Source organism: Luteolibacter sp. Populi (assembly GCF_040801775.1).
In the GTDB taxonomy this organism is placed as follows: domain Bacteria; phylum Verrucomicrobiota; class Verrucomicrobiia; order Verrucomicrobiales; family Akkermansiaceae; genus Haloferula.
In genome coordinates, this window is record NZ_CP161812.1 from 1,576,130 (window position 1) to 1,595,517 (window position 19,388).

Here is a 19,388-nt window from a genome sequence, read left to right on the forward strand (position 1 = left end):
GAGGCCAGCGACGGGGAAATGACGCGGAACGATCGAACTCATAGACCCCTACAGGGAAGCAGGAGAGGTGCCTCGGAACAATGAAATTTTTAGTCGATTTGAATAACTCCCTGTCCGGACAATCAGATACAGAAGTTTTTTTCAAAGCGGAGCCGACCGCCCCCCCGCGAAGCGCCGCTCCAGCTCGCGCAGGGAGAATTCGCTGAGCGTCGGCCGACCGTCCGGGGCGCAATAGGGCAATTCGCAACGGAACAAAACCTCCAGCAGCTTCATCGCTTCCTGCGGCCGCGGCGACTCCGCCATGGCCGCCCGCCGCGCCAGATGGCGCGCCAGCATCTCGAAGGCCAGCCGCCCGCCCGGCACCTGCCCGGCCACCAGATCGTCGATCAGACCGGCCAGCAGCGCCCGCGAATCGTCGATATGCAGGAAATCCGGCAGCGAACCGATCCGCAGGGTCCCCGACCCGAAATCTTCCAACTCGATCCCCGCTCGGGCGAATTCCTCCCGGTGCCGCAGCGCGACCTCGCATTCCCGCGGCCCCGGTTCCAGCAACAGCGGCACCAGCAGCGCTTGGGAATGGAAACCATCGTTCGTCTCCAGCCACCGCTCGTACAAGATGCGCTCCCGGGCTGCCCTCGGATCCAGCAAAACCAAGCCATCCGCCGATTCGAGGAGGGCGAAGCGGTCGTGCAGGCTGCCGAGGTAGCGGAATGGCAGCGCTTTCGTTTCAACTCCAGGCGCGCCCACCGGATCAAAAGCGGCCACCGCCGCCGGCATTTCAAACTGCCGTTGCACCGGGATGCTGGCCGGCCACACCGTGCGGGCGGGCAGCGCTTCCGCCAGTTTCGACGCAGCCGGAGCCACCGGACGTTTTGCCATCTCGGCCCGTGCCAAGCCCTCCCGCACCGCGCTCGCCAGCACTTCCCGCAACTCGTGGGGCCGGTGAAGCCGGATCTCGCGCTTCGCCGGGTGGACATTCACATCGACCAGCGCGGGCTCCATGTCGATCCACAGCCACGCACAAGGATGCAGCCCGTCGGTCAACGCCCCGCGGAAACCTTCGGCCAGACCGCGCGAGATCGCCGCATCCTCGACCGGCCGCCCGTTCAGGAAGACACACTGGTGCCGCCGCCCCTTGCGGGCGTGGAGCGCCGGCAGGATGAATCCCTCGGCCGCCACCCCGTTGCCATGCGTCAGCGGCAGCACCACCAGCTCCCGGCCCAGTTCCGTGCCGGTGATCCAGCGCACCCGGTCGAGCCGCGACATCCCGCCGGGCAGGTCGAAAACCTCGCGCTCATCCTTGCGGAAACGGAAGCGCACCCCCGCCGCGGCCAGCGCGTGCAGCCGGAGCTGGTGCTCGACATGGGCGGCCTCGGTGCTCTCCGCGCGCAGGAATTTCCGGCGCGCGGGGATATTGAAGAAAAGATCGCGGACCTCGACCACCGTTCCCGGCGCGCAGCCAGCCTCGCGGACATCCCGCATCACCCCACCCTCGACCGAAATCTCGGTCCCGGATACCGCCTGCGGCTCCCGGGTCATCAGCCGGAAGCGCGAGACGCTGGCGATGCTCGGCACCGCCTCGCCGCGGAAACCCAGGGTCCGGATCGCCGCCAGATCCTTGGCCTCTGAAAGCTTGCTGGTGGCGTGGCGCTCGAGCGAAAGCAGAGCATCGTCGCGCGACATCCCGCTGCCGTCGTCGATCACCCGCAGCAGCGCCGCCCCGCCGCGGCGGATCTCCACCAGAATCTCCCGCGCTCCGGCATCCAAGCTGTTTTCGACCAGCTCCTTCACCGCGCTCGCCGGCCGCTCCACCACCTCCCCCGCCGCCACTTGGCTGGCCAGGATCTCAGGCAGGATGCGGATGCGGGGCACGCCAAAAAGAAAGCCGCTTCCCGCCTCAATCACCAATCACTAATCTTCCAATTCAGGTGGTTGCTTTTAGCAACCTTTGAGAAGGCGGTCCGGAGGACGCACATTGGAAAAGCCCGAAGGGGGCAATCATCAATCGAAGTGGCGCTGCGCGAAGAGAGAGGACGCTGGCGCGTGAAGCGAAGCCATCTGAGCAGCTCGATCACGCGAAGCGCCCCTTCCTCACCTCTTCCCGCGCAGCGGCAGACCGATTGATGATTGGAAGATTGGTGATTGGTGATTTGCCTTTTCTCCCGCCATCCCCCGCGTATCACTCCCCTAGCGATGATCTCGATCACCGACAAAGCCGCCGGCGAACTCCGCGCCCTCCTCGAACGCAAGAATGCGGAACCCGGTCGCGGGCTCCGCCTGGGCGTCACGAAAGGCGGCTGCGCCGGCTGGCAATACGTCATGGAAATCGCCGCGCCCGAGGATGGCGATGAAATCGTCGAGCTTCCCGGCGCGCGCCTGATCGTCGCCGCCGACAGCACTTCCAAGCTGGCGGGCTGTCGCGTCGACTACGTGGACGACCTCTCCGACGCCGGCTTCCGGATCGAGAACCCGAACGCCGCCCGCTCCTGCGGCTGCGGCACCTCCTTCGAAACCGCGTCGGAACCCACTCCCGAGCCCGAGGATTGCGGCAAGAGCTGAAGATGCGACGCGACAAGGAACCGCCGCCGAAGAAAAAGCGTCCGCCCGCTTACTACTGGTGGACCCTCGCCAATGTCGTCGCGCTCTGCCTGGCCGTCCTCAGCTGGCTGCTCTGCCTGCACGTCTTCGGCCACCCGGAGATCCCGCGGAACTACGAGATCCTGCGCAAGCTTCACCGCACCACCCCGCCGCTGCCACTTACCGAACTGGAGGCCCCGCCCGGCGAGGCCGCCGATCCCCGCGCCTTCTTCCGCCGCTACGCCTCGCTCACCGATGCCGAGCTGAAGCTCTTCAACGCGGCCCTGATGCGGAACTACCTGACCAATCTCAAGGAGAAGAACCTGATCCAATACGCGGAGGGCAACTACCGCGTGGACAAGGTCCGCCGCCTCGGCCCCGACGATCTCTTCCAGCCGGGCTTCGCGGTGCGCGCCCAGGCGATGGTCGCGCCCGATGAATTCACCGAAGCCGCGCCTTGGCCGGTGATGATCGAGTACCTCTTCCCGACCGCCAACCCGAAAGCCCCGGGCTGGATCGCCCCGGGCGACAAGCTCACCATCTCGAAATTCCCGAACTGCGCGATGCTCCTGCACGTCGCCCGCACGGAGGGCGAGGACACGCCCGTGATCTGCCTCACCGTGGTTCCGATCGCTTTCGGCAACTTCCAGGCCGGCAAGGACCGCAGCTTCGCCTTGGAAGCTCCCAAGGAACTCAACCCCGCCGCCCCCCTCCCCGTGTTTCCTCCCGCCGTGGAGAACTAGGGGCGCGCCTCCGCAACGCCCTATGCCTTCCGCGACTCCGCCGCCGTGGACTGCGCGCAGCCTGCTGCAAGGGGGCACTGCAAAGGCGAGCCACCCCAACGCCACCTCCCCACGGCCAGCCCCACTGGGAGCGCCGTGGCACCGCCCGGCAGAACCTACCCTTACAGCGGAGAACGTCACTTGGGTGGAATGGAGAGCGGCGTCCTGATACTGCGACCGGAAGAGTGAGAAGTCAGGAGAGGGACCATTCTGCCGGGCCGTGCCCAGCTCCCAGTATGCCTTCCGCGGCGCAGCCGCCGTGGACTGCGTGCAGCCTGCTGCCGCTGTCCCGATGCAGCCTGCTGCAAGGGGCGCTGCAAAGGCGTGCCACCCCAACGCCACCTCCCCACGGCCAGCCCCACTGGGAGCGCCGTGGCACCGCCCGCCCGCATCAGTCAGGCGCCTTTCCTTCGGCTGTTCATTCGATGTTCAATGTTGGACGTTCGATGTTCGATGTTCATCGCCCCGTCCCCCCTCCGCGACCTCTGCGCCTCCGCGGTCGCTTCCTCCAACGCTCATTCCCAGCCCCCGGGCCAGCGCCCTCCCTCTTCAGCGCAGCGATACAGACCGATTGGTGATTGCCCCTTTGGGCTTTTCCAATGTGCGTCCTCCGGACCGCCTTCTCAAAGGTTGCTAAAGCAACCACCTGAATTGGAAGATTGGTGATTGATGATTTCTTCCCTCCCCCGTCACGGAATCTCCACCCCCAGCCGCACAAACAGCTCCGGCGTCCCCTCCATCGGAAAGGTGATCGTCACCTTGTCCACGCCCGGCCCGAAGCCGTCATCCACATCCACCATGCTGCTACCGGCGATATTGTAGGCCGGCATCCATTCATCAGCGGCCAGGCTGGTGCTGACAGAAACCTGGGTCGGGTAATTCGCGAGCGAGGCGTCAGTCCGGCGGAAGACAAAGACCACATTCCCGCCGCTCCGCGTGATCACCGGCAGCAGCGCGCTCGAGTCCGAGTCCGGGCCGCTCGGATCCCCGCCGATCACATACTCCATCGCATTGTCGATCCCGTCCTGATCGGAGTCCGCATTCCCGCCCGCGCCGGCGATGCCATGGGCAATCTCCCACATCTGATAGGGAGGCGCCGCCGGACCGCTCGTCACCGTCAAGCTGCCCGTCCCGGCGAAGCAACCGCTGACATGGCCCGCCTGATAGACACCCGCCTGCTGCTGCGCCCCGCCGATGAAAAGCTTGCTCACCGTATCCGTCCCGCTGAATGCCAGCTCCAGCACGCGGCCGGTGCTGATGTTCACGGCCGATGCGTCATGCAGGCCCTTGGCCATGAGTTTCAGCCTGCCACGGTAATACGGGACCGCCCCGATTTCCCCGAGCACCGAGGTATCCCCGGTATAGGCCGGCGGCTGGCTGAGCGTCACCGTCCCATAGCCCCTCATCACAAAGGGACCGCTGCCGGAGACCACCCCGCCCACATGGAGACTGGCGGGAGGCATGGCACCATTGAAGGTGACCGTGACCGGGTTCCGCTCCGCGCGGAAGCTACCCCCGCCTCCGTTCAAAAGGACCGGCAGTGATATGTTGAAATCCATGGCATACCCGCCGCTCGCCCCGACCTCGCCGCCATTCATCACCAGCGGCTTGGCATTGGTCGGCATCGGGAAGCCTCTCTCCAGATACCCCCTGTTGACGAATTCGAGCGCGCCGCCGTTGAGCGTGATCGTGCCGGGGTAGGTGTTGTGGATCTTCGCGCTCTGGTCCATCACGATCCTGCCGCCATCGATCACGAGATCCTTCACCCTGATATCGGTCCGGGTAAAGGAGACCTCACCGCTACCCACCTTGGTCAGCTTGAAATTGCTATCCATGGTCACCCGGTCCTCGGGGTAAGGAAGCGGATAGAGAGGAGCCGGGGTAGACGTTCTCCAGCCGCCGCCCACGCTCGCATCGCTGCCGAGACTCAGCGCGATGTTCAGGTCGGGAACCCCGGACACGGTATTGTTCTGGAGCGCGCCCTGGCCGTTCACGCCGCTCCCGTTGATGATGAAATAGGCACCCGGATAGAATCCGGCCATGTCGAAGCTGGCTCCCGCGGCAATCGTCACGGTGACACCACTCAGGGCACCGGCACGCGCCGCCACGACCTCTCCCGCCGTGATCGTCACCGGTCCCGTGAAGGCATTCGAACCGCCGCCGGCACCCAGCACCAGCCGCCCCGCGCCCAGCTTCCCGATGGCTCCGGTCCCCGTCAGGAGATTCGGCAGGGTCACCTCGCCGCTCCGGTTCACCAGCAATTGACCACCGCTCAGGGCGATCGTCCCGCTCCCCAGGTTGCCGCCGGTCCCGCCGTCGCCCACACTCAGGATGCCGCCGAAAATCGTGGTCGTGCCGCTGTTCGTATTCGCATTCGTCAGCGTCAGCGTGCCGGTGCCGCGCTTCAGGAGGGAGGCAGTCCCGCCGATTCCCGCGCCGCTGAAGCTGTAGCTCTCGCTGGCATCCACGCCGACGATGGACGGCGATACGATCTCCGCGATCGCCACGACATTCGTAGTAGCCGCCGTGGAGTCGTTGAAACTGACCTGCTTGGAATTGGCGAAGGTCGCCGCGGTGCTGGTCCCATCGAGCACCCAGTTGTTAGAGTCTCCCACATCCCAGACATTGCCGCCGGACCCGGTCCAAGTGAGGCCCGGCGTGGCGCTGATCACCAGATCGACCGTCGTGTTCGCGAGGTTGTCTTCGAGAGTCGCCGTTACCCCGCCTGGTAGCGAGCCAAGCTCCAGGCCCGCGATACCCTGGCCACCGATGACTCCGGTGTAATCGATCAGCGGATAGCGGCCGAGAGCGATCAGCCCCTCGATATTGACCTGGATCACGTGCTTCGCCGGAGTCGTCCCCGCCACCGCGAGTCCCCCGGAATCCAGTACCTGCACCGAGTCCTTCAACTGGCCATTGACGATCCGGAAAACCGATGCCTCCGCCGAGGACAAGTTCGCCTTCGGGAAGGCCGCATTGCTACCCACGGTCACGAAAGCTCCGGGGACGGCCCCGCCCTGCAGCGCCGCGATGATATTGGCCGCTGTCTCGCCTTCGCTGAAGGTGACCACCCGCGCCTCGTCCATCAGGCCGTTGAAGGCTTGTGATCCCTCATAGGTAAAACTCCTCCCGAGCAGCGGATTCCCATGGACCGGCTCGGTGTTGAAGGGCGTCCCCTGGTCCACGCCGTCCACGTAGAAGCGGGTCACGCCGGCATTGCGGATGACCGCGAGGTGGGCCCAGGTATTCGCGGTGTAGTTCCCGGCTAGCCCCGCTTCACCACTGGAGTGATACGCCCAGAGCCTCCATATACTGTTGCTTTGCACGATGGCGAAAGCGCCGTCATTGTCGCCGAGCCCGAAGATCACGTTGCCATACCCGCTGCCCGGCGGCACGCCCTTTGCGAAGATCCCGAAGGCGAAGTTATTCTTCGGCAGCGTGGCAAAAGACATCCCGCCGCTATCCCAGCTTTGATCCCCGCTCATCGAGGCATCCAGGCAGGCGGTCGACCCGATCGCCGCCGGCGGCACCGCGATGCTCGTCGCCGGGGCGCTGCCGCTGTAATAACCGCCGAGGAAGTGCCGGCCCGCGCCGCTGCTATCCTGCGGGTTCTTATTGGCACCGTTCAGGCTCCCCGCCTCCCCGAGATGATACTCGGCCCAAGGATAAACCGCCGCACGGGAGGCCGTCCCGGCCAAGCAGGCCATCAGGCCATTGAGGAGTATAGATCCGGTTTTCATGGGGGGGACTTGAGTTGTATCCAAACTGGAGAATTTCCATTCCCCTATCAAGGAGTTACTCAGGCGGGGAACAAAAGGGTCACACTCCATCGAGGACCGCCCTTCGGCTCTTCATTCGACGTTCGATGTTGGCCCCACTGCCATCCCACCGATCACGGCACCTCCATCCACATCCTCACAAACCGCTTCGTCACCCCCTCCGTGGCAAGCGTCACCGTCACCTTGTCCACGCCCGCTCCGAAGCCATCATTCTCTTCCGCGATGCTGCTCACCCCGCCGTAGCCGGGGGAGGCAGGTAGCCAGCCACCGCCGGGACTATCGCCGATCTCCACCCGGGTCACGTAGTTCGCAGCCACGGCATCGGTCCGGCGGAAAACGCACACCACATCCGTCCCGTTCCGCGTGATCACCGGCAGCAGCGCACTCGAATCGGACCCCGGTCCGCTCGGATCGCCGCCGATCAGGAATTCGACCGCGTTGCGGATTCCGTCACCATCCGAGTCCGCATTCGCACCCGCCCCGGCGATGCCATGCGCATCCTCAAAGAGTTGATACGGCGTCCCCGTCGGACCGCTGCTCACCGTCAGGCTGCCCGCCCCGGCGAAGCGGCCGCTGGCATGGCTGGAGTTATAGACACCCGCCTGCTGCTGGACCCCGCCGATGAATAGCTTGCTCACGGTGTCCGTGCCGCTGAAGAGCAGTTCCAGCGTGGCCCCATTGGCGATCCTCACCGTGGAGGCGTCGGCCAGACCGCTCACCGCGAGCCTCAGCGTGCCACGGAAATACGGCACCTCGCCGTAATCCCCGATCACCTCGGTATCCCCGGTATAGGCCGGCGCCTGACCGAGCGCCACAGTGCCATAGCCCTTCATCACCAGCGATCCACTGCCGGACACCACCCCGCTCACCTCGAGGGTCGCAGGAGGCAGGACCGGACCACCCGCGGACCCGGGCGGGGGAAAACGCTCCGCACGCAGGGTGCCCCCCGGCCCATCGAGCTGGATCGGGCCGGAGATAATAGCGCTTTGAAAGGGTCCTCCGCTTGCGGAGAGCTCTCCACCGCTAAGCACGATCGGCTTGGAGCAGCTCGGCGGCGGGTAGGGCGCGGTCATGTTGAAGCCCCCGACCCCGAAGTCGAGCGAGCCGCCCTTGATCGTGACCGTGCCGGGGTTGCTGTTGTTGATGTCGGTCGCCACGTCGAGCACCATCCGGCCGCTCTCGATCACGAGATCCTTCACCGTGATGTCGGTCTTGTGGAAATAGGCGGTGCCGCTGCCAACCTTGGTCAGTTTGAAATTGCCACCCATCCGGGGCCGGTTGGGATCGGGGTATTCCGGATAGTATGGAAAATGGATAGGGTTGGTCATCCCCCAGCCGCCGCCAATGCTCGCATCGCTGCCGAGGGAAATGGAACTCACCGCGCTGTTGTTCGCCAGCCCGCTGCTGTCCCTGAGCGCGCCTTCGCCATTCACCCCGCTACCGCTGATCGTGAGAATGCTGCCCGGTTTGAATCCCGCGAGATCCAGGCTCGCCCCCGCGGCGATCGTCACGTGGGTAGAGCCGCCGAAAAGATTGGCACGCCCCACCACGGCCTCACCCGCAGCGATCGTCACGAAGCCGCCGAAGGTGTTGCTCGACCCGGGAGGCCCGAGGATCAGGCGCCCTGCACCCAGCTTCCCGATCCCTCCGGACCCCGAGACGGAATGCAAAAACGGCACATCGCCGCTCTGGTTCACCAGCAGCTTGCCCGCGGCGTTCACCACGATCGCTCCGCTGCCCAGGCTACCGCCCGTCCCGCCATCCCCCACGCTCAGGATCCCGCCATTGATGGTGATCAGGCCGGTATTCGTGTTCGCATTCGTCAGGGTCAGCGTGCCTGTGCCGCCTTTGAAGAGAGCCGCACTCCCGCCGATCCCCGCGCCGCTGAAGGTGTAGTCCTCGCTGGCATTCACGCTGACGATGGATGGCGACACGGTTTCCGCGATCGCTACGGTATTCACCGTAGCCGCCGCGGAGTCATTGAAAGTGACCTGCCGGGAATTGGAGAACTGTGCCGCGGTGCTGGTTCCATCGAGCACCCAGTTGGCCGTCGTTCCCACATCCCACGCATTGCTGCCGGACCCGCTCCAGGTGATGCCCGGGGTGGTGCTGATGACGAGGTTGACCGTCGAGTTGGCGATGTTGTTTTCGAGCGTTCCCGTCAGCCCGCCGGGTAGTGGCGCCAGTTCCAAGCCCTCAAAACCCTGGCCGCCGATCGTGCCCGTGTAGTCGATCAGCGGATAGCGGCCGATCGCGGTCAGCCCCTCGCTGGTGATCTGGATCACGTGCTTCGCCGGGGCCGTGCCCGCGACCCTGAGGCCATCGGCATCGACCACCTGCGCGGAGTCCTGCAACTGGCCATTGACGATCCGGAACACCGAGGTCTCCCCCGGGGTAAGATCCGCATTCGGGAAGCTCGCATTGCCGCCCACGTTCACGAAAGCCGTGGTGCCGGCTCCGCCTCCGGCCTGCAGGGCCGTGAGAATCTTGGCGACCGTTTCGCCTTCGTTGAAGGTGACCACACGCGCCTCATCGAGCAGGCCGTTGAAAGAGCTGAAGGAGTCCAAGGACCAATTCTTCGAGAGCAGCGGAGTCCCGTGGACGGGTGCCGTGTTAAAGGGGGTTCCCTGGTCCACACCATCGACGTGGAACCGGGTCACGCCGCCATTGCGGATGACCGCGAGGTGGGTCCAGGCATTCGGAGTGAAGTTTCCGGACAGCCCCGCGCCACCATCGCCGTGAAACACCAAGAGCTTCCATCCGGTGTCGCTTAACACAATTCCGAAGCCGCCGTCGTTGTCGCCGGTCGAGAAGACGAGCCGCCTGTCGCCCAGGCTCGGTGCCCGCGCGAAGATCCCGAAGGCGAAGTTATCCGTAGGCAGTGTCGAGAAGGACGTGCCCCCGCCCGTCCAGTATTGGTCCCCGCTCACCGTGGTATCCAGGCTGGCCGTCGAGCCGATCGCGACCGGCGAGACCGAGCTGCTCACCGTCGCGTAGCTGCTACCGCCATGCCCCCCGAGGAAGTGACGGTTCCCGCCGCCGCTATCCTGCGGCTTTTGATCGGTGCCGCCAAGACTCCCCGCCTCGCCCAGGTGGTACTCGGCCCAAGGATAAACCGCCGCGCGGGAAACCGGCACGGCCAGACACGAGAGCAGGCCGCTGAAGAGCAGATATCGGGATTTCATAGGGGAACCAGCTTGTATGTAGACTGGCTGACTTCTTTTCCCCTATCAAGGAGTTACTCGTCACCCGGACCCGCAACCTGAAAGCCACCCGGTGCCCCGGACGGCACGGGCGTGGTGCCCCGAACGGCACGACACCCGTAGCCCCGAACGGCACGCAAAGGTTATCCCTCTTAAGGGTACCCCTTTAAGATGATTCACAAGTTCAGGCAAAGGTGCCAGCACCGGGGACCGGGCAGGGATACATGCCGTCGGGTCCGGGCTTCGGGCCGGGCGCGGCATCCCAGGCGAGGACCTTGGGCATGGTGTCGAGGGTCGAGTTCAGCGCCTGGTCCCAGGTCACCTCGCCACCCGTATAGCAGGCCATGCGGCCGAGGATGGCGGTGAGGGTGCTCTCCGCGGTGTAGTAGGCGTTGTTGATCGGCGTGTCGCTGCGGATGTGATCGTAGAGCACGACATGCTCGGTGTCGTAGGGGTTGTTGTCCTGGCCGGTGAAGCGCCAGACGACCTTGCCCTTGCGGTCCTTGATCATGCCCGGGTAGGCGGTGCCGGTGCTGCCGGCGATGGTCTCGCTGACGCGGGACCAGACATTGTCCCAGTGGCGGGCCTGCGCGTTCATCACGCTGCCGTCGGCGTAGGTGTATTCGACGTAGAAGTGGTCGTAGATCTCGCCGTAGTTCTTGCCGACGCGCTTGGTGCGGCCGCCCATGCCGACCGCCTTCACGGGGTGCTGGCCCTTGTTGAACCAGTTCCCGACGTCGAGATTGTGGACGTGCTGCTCGGTGATGTGGTCGCCGCAGATCCAGTTGAAGTAGTACCAGTTCCGCATCTGGTATTCCATCTCGCTCATGCCGTCCTTGCGGTCGCGGACCCAGACGCCGCCGCTGACCCAGTAGACCTGGGAGGAGACGTAGTCGCCGATCGCGCCGTCCTCGATGCGCTTGAGGGTTTCGAGGTAGCTCTTCTGGTAGCGGCGCTGGAGGCCGCAGACGACCTTGAGCTTCTTCTGGTCGGCGAGCTTGGCGGCCTCGATCACCTTGCGGATGCCGGGGCCGTCCACCGCGACGGGCTTCTCCATGAAGACGTGCTTGCCCTGCTGCACGGCATACTCGAAGTGCGCGGGACGGAATCCGGGAGGGGTGCAGAGCAGCACCACGTCGGCGGCGTCGATCGCGTGCTTGTAGGCATCGAAGCCGGAGAAGCGGCGCTCCTGCGGGACATCGATGCGGTCGCCAAACTGGCCCTTGAGCTGGTTGTGAGCGCCTTCCAGGTTGTCGGCGAAGGCATCCGCCATGGCCACCAGCTTGGTCCCGGGGACGGCCAGCGACTGGGCCGCGGCCCCGCTGCCGCGCCCGCCGCAGCCGACCAGGGCGATCTTGATTTCGTCGCTGCCACCGGCCTGGGCGTGGAGCACGGAGGGCAGGGTGGAAGCGGCGGCGGCGATGGTGCCGGCTTTCAGGAAAGCGCGACGGTCGGCTTGGATGGCATTCATGGGCTTAGATCTACGACAAGGATGTCGAGATCTTGCGAAGTGACACGCCAAGAGTGCCGGACTACCCGATCAAGTAGCGCTGGCAGTAGAAGAAACGGCGCTTTCCATGCGAACTTCGCGATGTGCACCATCCGAAACTTCTCCCCTCAGGGTGCCTTCTCTTTCTCCACGAATTCATCGACGGCGCGGAAGTCGACGCGCTTGGTCTGGGAATTGGTGAAGAAGAACACGACGGACCGGATGTTGGTATCGAGCGGCCAGCGGGTCTGGCTGAGGGCGTGGTCGCCTTCCTTGTCGCGGTAGCCGAAACCGACATCGAAGAACTTCTCCGGGCGGGCACCGGTAGGGCGAAGGACCTGGCCCTTGCCGGGTTCGAGGATGAACTTGGCGGTGCCGACGTAGCCGAGCACGGTCTTGTCGGAGTGGTTGTAGAAGTAGGTGTCGCCCTTGTCGAAGGCGGGGTCATCGGCCCGGATGACGACCGGCTTGTAGCCGCCGGCGGGATTCGGGACGAGCAGCACGATGAAGGACTTCCCGGCATCCGGGAGGCTCACCGCGGCCAGCGGCAGATTCTTGGCGGCGACCAGGAGCTTGAAGGTCCGGGACGGGGCGACCTGGGCCTCGGAGAGGTTATTGACCGGCAGCACGAAGGGTGCGGACTTGGATTCATCCGCCGCCAAGATCACCTCACCCAGTTCCGCGGGCGCGCGCTCCGCGAGGAAGCGCACCTTCGGCCCGCTCTTCGCGGGCTCTTGGGCGTGAAGAATCGACGACAGGGCCAGCAGCAGGATCGAAGCAAATCGCGTCATGGATGGAGACTATCAGACTTCGTCCTGATGAAGCCACCGGAATGCGGCGACTTTGTAGCGGCGGCCGAAATTGGTATTCGCTTCGCTCGTCAGGCTGGCGATCGGGATTTCCGGTTTGTCGGCACTGTCGACGAAGTCCTTGCTGCGCTCGACCACGGCCTCGCACCAGGCGCGGGCCAGGACCTTGCCTTCGCCATCCACGGACTCGCCGTAGGCGCGGACGATGAAGCTGTCCGAGCGGGCGGAGAGGACCGGGGCGATGGGAGTGAGGATGTCGGCCTGCTTGACGATGCCGGGCATGCCGTAGGCCGAAGGCCCGAGTTCGGCTTCCGGGAAGGCGAAGCGGCCGGCGACATTCGAGGCGACGGCGCGGTCGCTCTGGTTGAAGGACGCGTTGATTTCGACATCCCTGGAATCGAGGGCGCTTTGGATGGCACCGGACTTGGCCAGATCCTTGTCGCTGCCGGGGCGGCGGTTGATGAAGTCCGCGAGGCTGATGAAGGGGCCGCGCTTGCGGACCTCCTTGACGACGGCGCGGGCAAGCTGGTCGATCTCCTTCTCGCTGAGGGTGCGGCGGCCGACCCACTGTGCTTCGTCCTTGGCATTGATATTGCCGCCGTTGGCGAGCATGTTCTGCGGGGTCAGCAGACCGGGGACCGGGATGTCCGCCGGATTGCCGCCGCCGACGGTTTCCGCACCGGCTGCGGTTTGGGTGACCACCGGGCGGCCCTTGAGGCTGCCGAGCAGGGCCTTCCATGCTTCGATGGAGGTCGAGTTGACGTTGAAGAGGCCGTCGACCCGGATCATGCTGGCGGTCAGCTTGGTGCCGGCGTCGGTGGCATTCGCGCCGGAGAACAAGGCGGCCATGGTCCTCTGGATCTCCGTTCCCGAGGTATCGGCGAGGTAGCGGGTCACCGGCAGCTTGCCGGTGCCATTGAGGAATTCCTCGGCGACGGTTTTCTGGGCGCGCTGCTTGGTGAAGGTATTGATGTTCTGCGGCGCGATGCCGGAGAAGAACCAGTCATCCCACAGGTTCAGGTTGGCGAGGTAGGAGTGATCGGCCACGGGACGGCCGCCATTGAGGGTGCCTTCCACCTGGCCGGGTGCGAGCATCGAGGGAGCCACCGAATTGCCGATCGCGTGGGAGATCTGCGGGAGCATCGGCTCGCGGGAGTTGAGCGTGGCGTAGCCGAACTTCGGACGCATCATCTCGAAGCCGTTCGCGAAGGAATGCTGGAGCGCGGCGAGCGAGACGATCGGCTCGCGGGGGATCGAGTGGGTGATGACGGCACCATTGCCATACTCGGCATTCATTCCGCCGCCGAAGAAACCCGAGCCGTTCCCGCTGGATTCCAAGCTGCGGTTCTTCCAGGAGACCAGCGGGTCCACGACATACTCGTAAGGCAGCATGTCGCGCTCCTTATCCGAGAGGTCGAAGAAGTCGACATGGTGGGCCTTGGGATTGAAGCGGCCGAGGATGCGGGTGCGGGCCTCGGCATTGGTGCCCATCTCGGTCTTGGCATTGAAGGAGAGGATCGCGATCGGCGACTTGCCGCCGTCGAGTGCGGAGGCGGTCAAAGGCCGCCCGTCCGCATAGGTGATCGGCTTGAAGACCGGGCCGATCGGAGACGTGGGCGAGGTGAAGCTGGTGGCGAAGAGCCGTCCCGTTGTTTTCGTCCCGGCTGTCCCCGGGTTGGTCTGGCCGCGGTCCTCACCAACCTTCAGGCGGCGGTTGCCGAAATCCCAGTCGATGGCCATCGTGCCATAGCCGAGGGATGGACCGGCATCCGCGCGGTCCTCGCCGACGTAGACCTCGTGATGGGTCAGCGAGAAGTGGCGTGAGTGGCCGGCGAAGCCTGCGGGAACCTTGCCGGTGGTGGCTGTGGCACCGGCGGTGAAGCCATTGGCGCGGAGCTCGTAGCGGACGGTGGCACCCGAATTGAAGATGACCGGATTGCCGGCGAAGTCGCGGGCCGGGTAACCGAGGCCGCTGGCGAAGTTGAAGCCCGGGGAGGCGGGCAGATTGTGATTGGCGTTGTTCAGGTCGGTGATGCCGGCGGTCTGTGAAAATTTGAGCACTTCGCCGGGCTTGAGGACGATTTGCTGGCCCCGACCGATTTCGAGAGACGCGAAGTTCCCGTCAGAGGTGGAGAAGCAGCGGGCCAAGGGGCACTCGACGGCGGGTCCGCCATTCATGCTGAGATATAGGGAGAAGGGAATCGACCAGTACTTGACCGACATGAAGGAGCCAGTGGGAACGACCACCGGGAGATCGAGGGGATTCCACAAGGTGATGATGGGATCGGCGATGACCGAGATGACCTTGGTAGGCACCGCCACGGTGGACGGAGGAATTACCACGGGCATCGTCTTCACCCCCAGCGACAGGGCGATCTGGTAGCTGATGACGGTCGGTTGCTTGAAGTAGAACTCATCATCCGACTGGCACTGCCCGGGATCTCCGGCGACCATGAGGTAGCGCGTGCCGGAGGGAATATTACCGCCGGTGGTATACTTCGCGCTGCCGGAGGACTTCATCTCCGTCGGCTTGTAGATATTGTAGTAGGCCCAGAGTTCGTGGAGGTTGATGCCGTTTTCGCCGGCGACCTTGTAGAGGGCGGTCTTGGACGAGACCAAGGTGCTATTGGCCTGTGCCGGGCTGCGCTCGAGCTGCATCGAGAGGTCCTTGCGGAAGCCGCCGGTGCGGACATTGGTCAGCAGGCCGGTGGAAGAGGAGGCGAGATCGTGGAAGAGGGCCTTGGGCGAATTCGGATCGGTGGCGAGGAAGCCGCTCTGCTGCCAATCGGTGACCTTCGTCACATCGGGATCGTCGTGCTTGAGGTTCTCGAAGGGGGCGGCTTGGCCGGACTTGGCGAATTCCACGGCGTTGCGCGGCGCGGTCTGCAGCCCGGCGCGGATGTCACCGGCACCCGTGCCGGTCGATGGCGGCGGGGTGGCGAGGGCGGCCTTTACGCCCTGGTCACCGGTCCACCAGGCGATCCGCGGCGAGGCATCGGTGCTGGTGCCGACGTTCGCTTTGACCCGCACGGCCGGCACTTCGACCAAGCCGTCCGCGGTGATGCCGCCCAAGGTTCCGGTGCCCACCAATTGGACACTGTCGTCACCACCGCCCGATTCCTTGGCCATGTCCTCGCGGTCGAGTTGGCGGTGTTCCCCGGAAACGAGCCAAGAGCGGAAGGAAGGAGCGGGGCGGCTGGTCGAGGTGGTCGTCCAACCGTTATAGACACCGGTCCAATGCTTCCGGCCGTCGGTGGCCGCAGAGTCACCGCCATCGTTGCTGGAGGGGAGTTGGTCGGCGGTCATGGTGATCCGCTGATCCGGCCCGGTGGTCTTCTGGAGCTGGGCGATGGCCATCGACAGGGCCATGCGGGCATTGGCCCGGGCTTCGGCACGATCCAGCTCCCGTCCCGCGGTGGAGAGGGACAGGCTGGACATGGTTAGCAGCCCTACGGCGAGGATCGTCAGCAGCACCATCAGCGAGAGGGTGATGACAAGGGCGAAGCCGTTTTTCCGTAGACGGGGAAGCAAGCGAAGGGCGAGGACGCGTGTTCCCGGTAAACAAGGGTTTTTCATCGAGATTTCAGACGATCGGGTTTAGATGTAAATACAACGCCCGGAATCTGTCTGACAAATTAATTTTCGCGGGGAGGCTGAATTTTTTCCGCCGAATTACCGGTCTCCGCGAATTCAACGGTCGATAGGCGCCCTTTCATACGAAATAAGCCGCCTTTGTGACCGAATGGAGCGGTGGCTTTTCACGGAACGGTCAGCCCCGCTCGCTTTCAAGGACTGGAGACGGGAGTGCTTGCGTCGTGTTGCGGAGCCGCAGGAAACCGTTCCTACACCTTGACAAGGCGCGACCCGGGCTCCGGCGCGAAGAACCTCGGAGACTTTCCCGCAAGGCGTCGGCACATCTGAGGGAGAGCCCGAATCAGATCAACGCCGGACGCGGGATCAAGCGGGTCCTACGTGTGCCCCTTCAGGGCACGTTCATGGCGGAACCAAAACCCCGGGTTTCACCCGGGGCTTTCAACGGCCGCCCTTGCAGGGCGAAGAGCCGCCGCCATTGCATCCTCAAAACTCGCAGTGGCCCGGGGTGCGGGCGAAGGGGATGACGTCGCGGATGTTCTGCATGCCGGTGACGAACATCAGCATGCGCTCGAAGCCCATGCCGAAGCCGGCGTGGGGGACGGTGCCGTATTTGCGGGTATCGATGTACCAGGAGTAGTCCCCGGTGCTGAGACCGTGGCGCTGCATGTTCGCGAGGAGGACATCGAGGCGCTCCTCACGCTGGCTGCCGCCGACGATCTCGCCGATGCCGGGAACTAACAAGTCCATGGCGGTGACGGTTTTGTCGTCGTCGTTCAGGCGCATGTAGAAGGGTTTGATCTCCTTCGGGTAATTGAAGACGGTGGTGGGCTTCTTGAAGTGCTCCTCGGTGAGCCAGCGCTCGTGCTCGCTCTGGAGATTGAGGCCGTATTCGACGGGGTACTCGAAGGTCTTGCCGGACTTCTTGAGGATCTCCACGGCCTCGGTGTAGGAGATGCGCTCGAAGGAATTCTCCGCGACGAATTCGAGGCGCTCGCGGAGGGTCTTGTCGACGAATTTCTCGAAGATCGAGAGGTCGCCGTCCTGATGGTCGAGGGCTTCTCTAACAAGGTATTTCACCATCGCCTCGGCGAGGTCCATGTCGCCCTGGAGATCGCAGAAGGCCATCTCGGGCTCGATCATCCAGAACTCCGCGGCGTGGCGGGAGGTGTTCGAGTTCTCGGCGCGGAAGGTGGGGCCGAAGGTGTAGATATTGCCGAGGGCGCAGGCGAAGAGTTCGCCCTCCAACTGGCCGGAGACGGTGAGGTGCGCGGCCTTGCCGAAGAAGTCATCGGCGTAGGACTTGGCCTTGGCTTCGGTGGGATCGAGGGTGGTGACGCGGAACATCTCCCCTGCCCCTTCGCAATCGCTGGCGGTGATGATCGGGGTGTGGATGTGGTAGAAGCCGCGCTCCGCGAAGAAGCGGTGGACGGCGTGGCTCATGCGGCTGCGGACGCGGAACATGGCGCCGTAGAGATTGGTGCGGGGCCGGAGGTGGGCGATGCCGCGCAGGAACTCGGTGGAGTGGCCCTTTTTCTGGAGCGGGAAGTCGTCGGGGGCCTCGCCTAACAGACGGATGGAGGTGGCCTGGACTTCCCATGGCTGCTGGCCGCCCTGGGAGGCGACGAGCTTGCCCTCCACCGTGACGGAAGCACCGGTGGCCATCTTCGTGAGATGCTCGGAGCCGGGGATGCCGGCATCGGCGATGACCTGGAGATTGCCCGTGCAGGAGCCGTCGTTGATCTCGAGGAAGGAGAAGGCCTTCGAGTCACGGCGGGTGCGGACCCAGCCGGCGGCCTGGATGGAGTCGGCGGGAGCGGTGGCGTGGAGCAGATCGCGGATCAGGCTGCGCATGGGGATGGTCTAGCCAGAGGGGTGCGGGGGTGCAAGGGGCAAGGGTTCAGCGGATCTTGTGAATGAAAGCCGCGCGCCGCCATGGACTGCGGGAGCCTCGGGCGGAGCCATGGGGTGGTGGGAGTGGAGAGCGCCGCCGCTTGGCTGCCTTCTCTTTCGGTGCCCACGGCAGTTGGGGACCATTCTGCGGGCCGGTGGCTCCGCGCTCCCAGGGGAAGAGCCGTCCGGGAAGCATCACGGGAATGTGGCCATGGCCATGGATTCGCTCAGGACCATTATGTTATAATTTTTAAACACATGGCATTTAAACGGTATAACTTTCTCTTTTTCCCGGAAATATGGAATAAAATCAAGGATCTGCCATGATCAAGGTTCCGCAATTTTACGGCTTTTCTTATTGAATCGGTTGTTTCAACGCGATAGCTACATCTACTGCCGCCCGCTCCTCGAGACATTCTAACATTTGTTAGTTTATCTCAAGGGACGGAATCCCACCCGTTCCCGATGAAAGATTCACCTGCCCGCCTGCTCCTGCTTGCCACCGCTTCCTGCCTCCTGACCGCCACTTCATCCAAGGGGGCAATCCTCTGGGTGGACGGGGTTCTGGCCACTCCCACGAGCCACATCGCGGCGGATCCCGCGGCCATCACGGACCAGACGAACGTCACCGGATGGTCGGGGGTGACCCTGGCAGCAAACGAGACGCTGACCCTGACCTGGGACACGGCATTCTTCAATGACGGGACCGGCGTGATCCAGGTGACCTCCACGGTCCGCCTCCATCCCTCGCCCAGCGGATCCAGCTTCGACATCCGCTTCTTGCTCTCGGACGGCAGCTACTCCGATCAGGTGTCGATCGCCGCGCAAACCGGCGTGAAGCGGATCGACAAGGACACGAAGCAATTCGTATCGCTGCAGACCGTTGGCATTGCAGGCATCTACTCCGGCCCTCTCGCGATCAAGGGCATCGAACTTACCAATCTGAACCTTACCTCCGATGGTGCAGGCGGGTTCGTGAATGAGTCTTTTTCGCTGCTCGGACTGAACGCGGTGGTGCCGGTTCCCGAGCCTTCGAGCAGCCTGCTGGCGCTGGGCGGGGTGGCGCTGATGGGAATGCGCCGCCGCCGGGCCGCGCGCTAAGCAAGCGTCACGTCGTGGCCGGACTGATCCCTGGATTCCCGGGACGGCGGATGTCCGGCGGGCACGTGGGGATGAGAAGCGCATTTCCACCGGCCCTCCGGGGCGGCATTCGTGTCCCACGATTACCGGTGGTTTCATCACCGGCTAAGGTCCAACGCGCCTCC

At 64.4% G+C, this 19,388-nt stretch carries 10 protein-coding genes; 3 read left to right on the top strand and 7 right to left on the bottom strand.

The window, feature by feature from the left end; all coding sequences use genetic code 11:
• Positions 1-141: 141 nt before the first annotated feature.
• Positions 142-1,872 carry a DNA mismatch repair endonuclease MutL gene (gene mutL, locus ABWK72_RS06185; protein WP_367873913.1) on the bottom strand — a complete coding sequence of 577 codons (1,731 nt, stop codon included), beginning with the start codon at positions 1,870-1,872 and terminating at the stop codon, positions 142-144.
• A 321-nt stretch (positions 1,873-2,193) separates the two neighbouring features.
• On the opposite strand from mutL, the gene ABWK72_RS06190 reads away from it, so the two are divergent.
• Both ABWK72_RS06190 and ABWK72_RS06195 read left to right on the top strand, forming a co-directional pair.
• Positions 2,194-2,559: a HesB/IscA family protein gene (locus ABWK72_RS06190; RefSeq protein ID WP_367873914.1), complete on the top strand. Its 366-nt coding sequence runs from the start codon at positions 2,194-2,196 to the stop codon at positions 2,557-2,559.
• Between the two features lie 2 nt (positions 2,560-2,561).
• Positions 2,562-3,320: a hypothetical protein gene (locus tag ABWK72_RS06195; RefSeq protein WP_367873915.1), complete on the top strand. Its 759-nt coding sequence runs from the start codon at positions 2,562-2,564 to the stop codon at positions 3,318-3,320.
• A gap of 728 nt (positions 3,321-4,048) precedes the next feature.
• Here ABWK72_RS06195 and ABWK72_RS06200 read toward each other — a convergent pair.
• The 6 genes from ABWK72_RS06200 to asnS form a co-directional block, all read right to left on the bottom strand.
• Positions 4,049-7,099: a LamG-like jellyroll fold domain-containing protein gene (locus ABWK72_RS06200; protein WP_367873916.1), complete on the bottom strand. Its 3,051-nt coding sequence runs from the start codon at positions 7,097-7,099 to the stop codon at positions 4,049-4,051.
• 152 nt (positions 7,100-7,251) lie between these two features.
• Positions 7,252-10,323 (bottom strand): LamG-like jellyroll fold domain-containing protein, encoded by a 3,072-nt coding sequence (locus ABWK72_RS06205; RefSeq protein ID WP_367873917.1) that lies wholly within the window; start codon positions 10,321-10,323, stop codon positions 7,252-7,254.
• Between the two features lie 202 nt (positions 10,324-10,525).
• Complete coding sequence (locus ABWK72_RS06210; protein ID WP_367873918.1) at positions 10,526-11,812, bottom strand: Gfo/Idh/MocA family protein; 1,287 nt, start codon at positions 11,810-11,812, stop codon at positions 10,526-10,528.
• Positions 11,813-11,958: 146 nt separating this feature from the next.
• On the bottom strand, positions 11,959-12,621 hold the full coding sequence (locus tag ABWK72_RS06215; RefSeq protein ID WP_367873919.1) for a hypothetical protein: 663 nt from the start codon (positions 12,619-12,621) through the stop codon (positions 11,959-11,961).
• 12 nt (positions 12,622-12,633) lie between these two features.
• A complete protein-coding gene (locus ABWK72_RS06220; RefSeq protein ID WP_367873920.1) occupies positions 12,634-16,170 on the bottom strand; it encodes a hypothetical protein in 3,537 nt (1,178 codons plus the stop codon).
• Positions 16,171-16,716: 546 nt separating this feature from the next.
• Positions 16,717-18,084 carry an asparagine--tRNA ligase gene (gene asnS / locus ABWK72_RS06225; RefSeq protein WP_367873921.1) on the bottom strand — a complete coding sequence of 456 codons (1,368 nt, stop codon included), beginning with the start codon at positions 18,082-18,084 and terminating at the stop codon, positions 16,717-16,719.
• 504 nt (positions 18,085-18,588) lie between these two features.
• Between asnS and ABWK72_RS06230 the strand changes: the two genes are divergently transcribed.
• Positions 18,589-19,224 (top strand): PEP-CTERM sorting domain-containing protein, encoded by a 636-nt coding sequence (locus ABWK72_RS06230; protein ID WP_367873922.1) that lies wholly within the window; start codon positions 18,589-18,591, stop codon positions 19,222-19,224.
• The last annotated feature ends 164 nt before the right edge of the window (positions 19,225-19,388 follow it).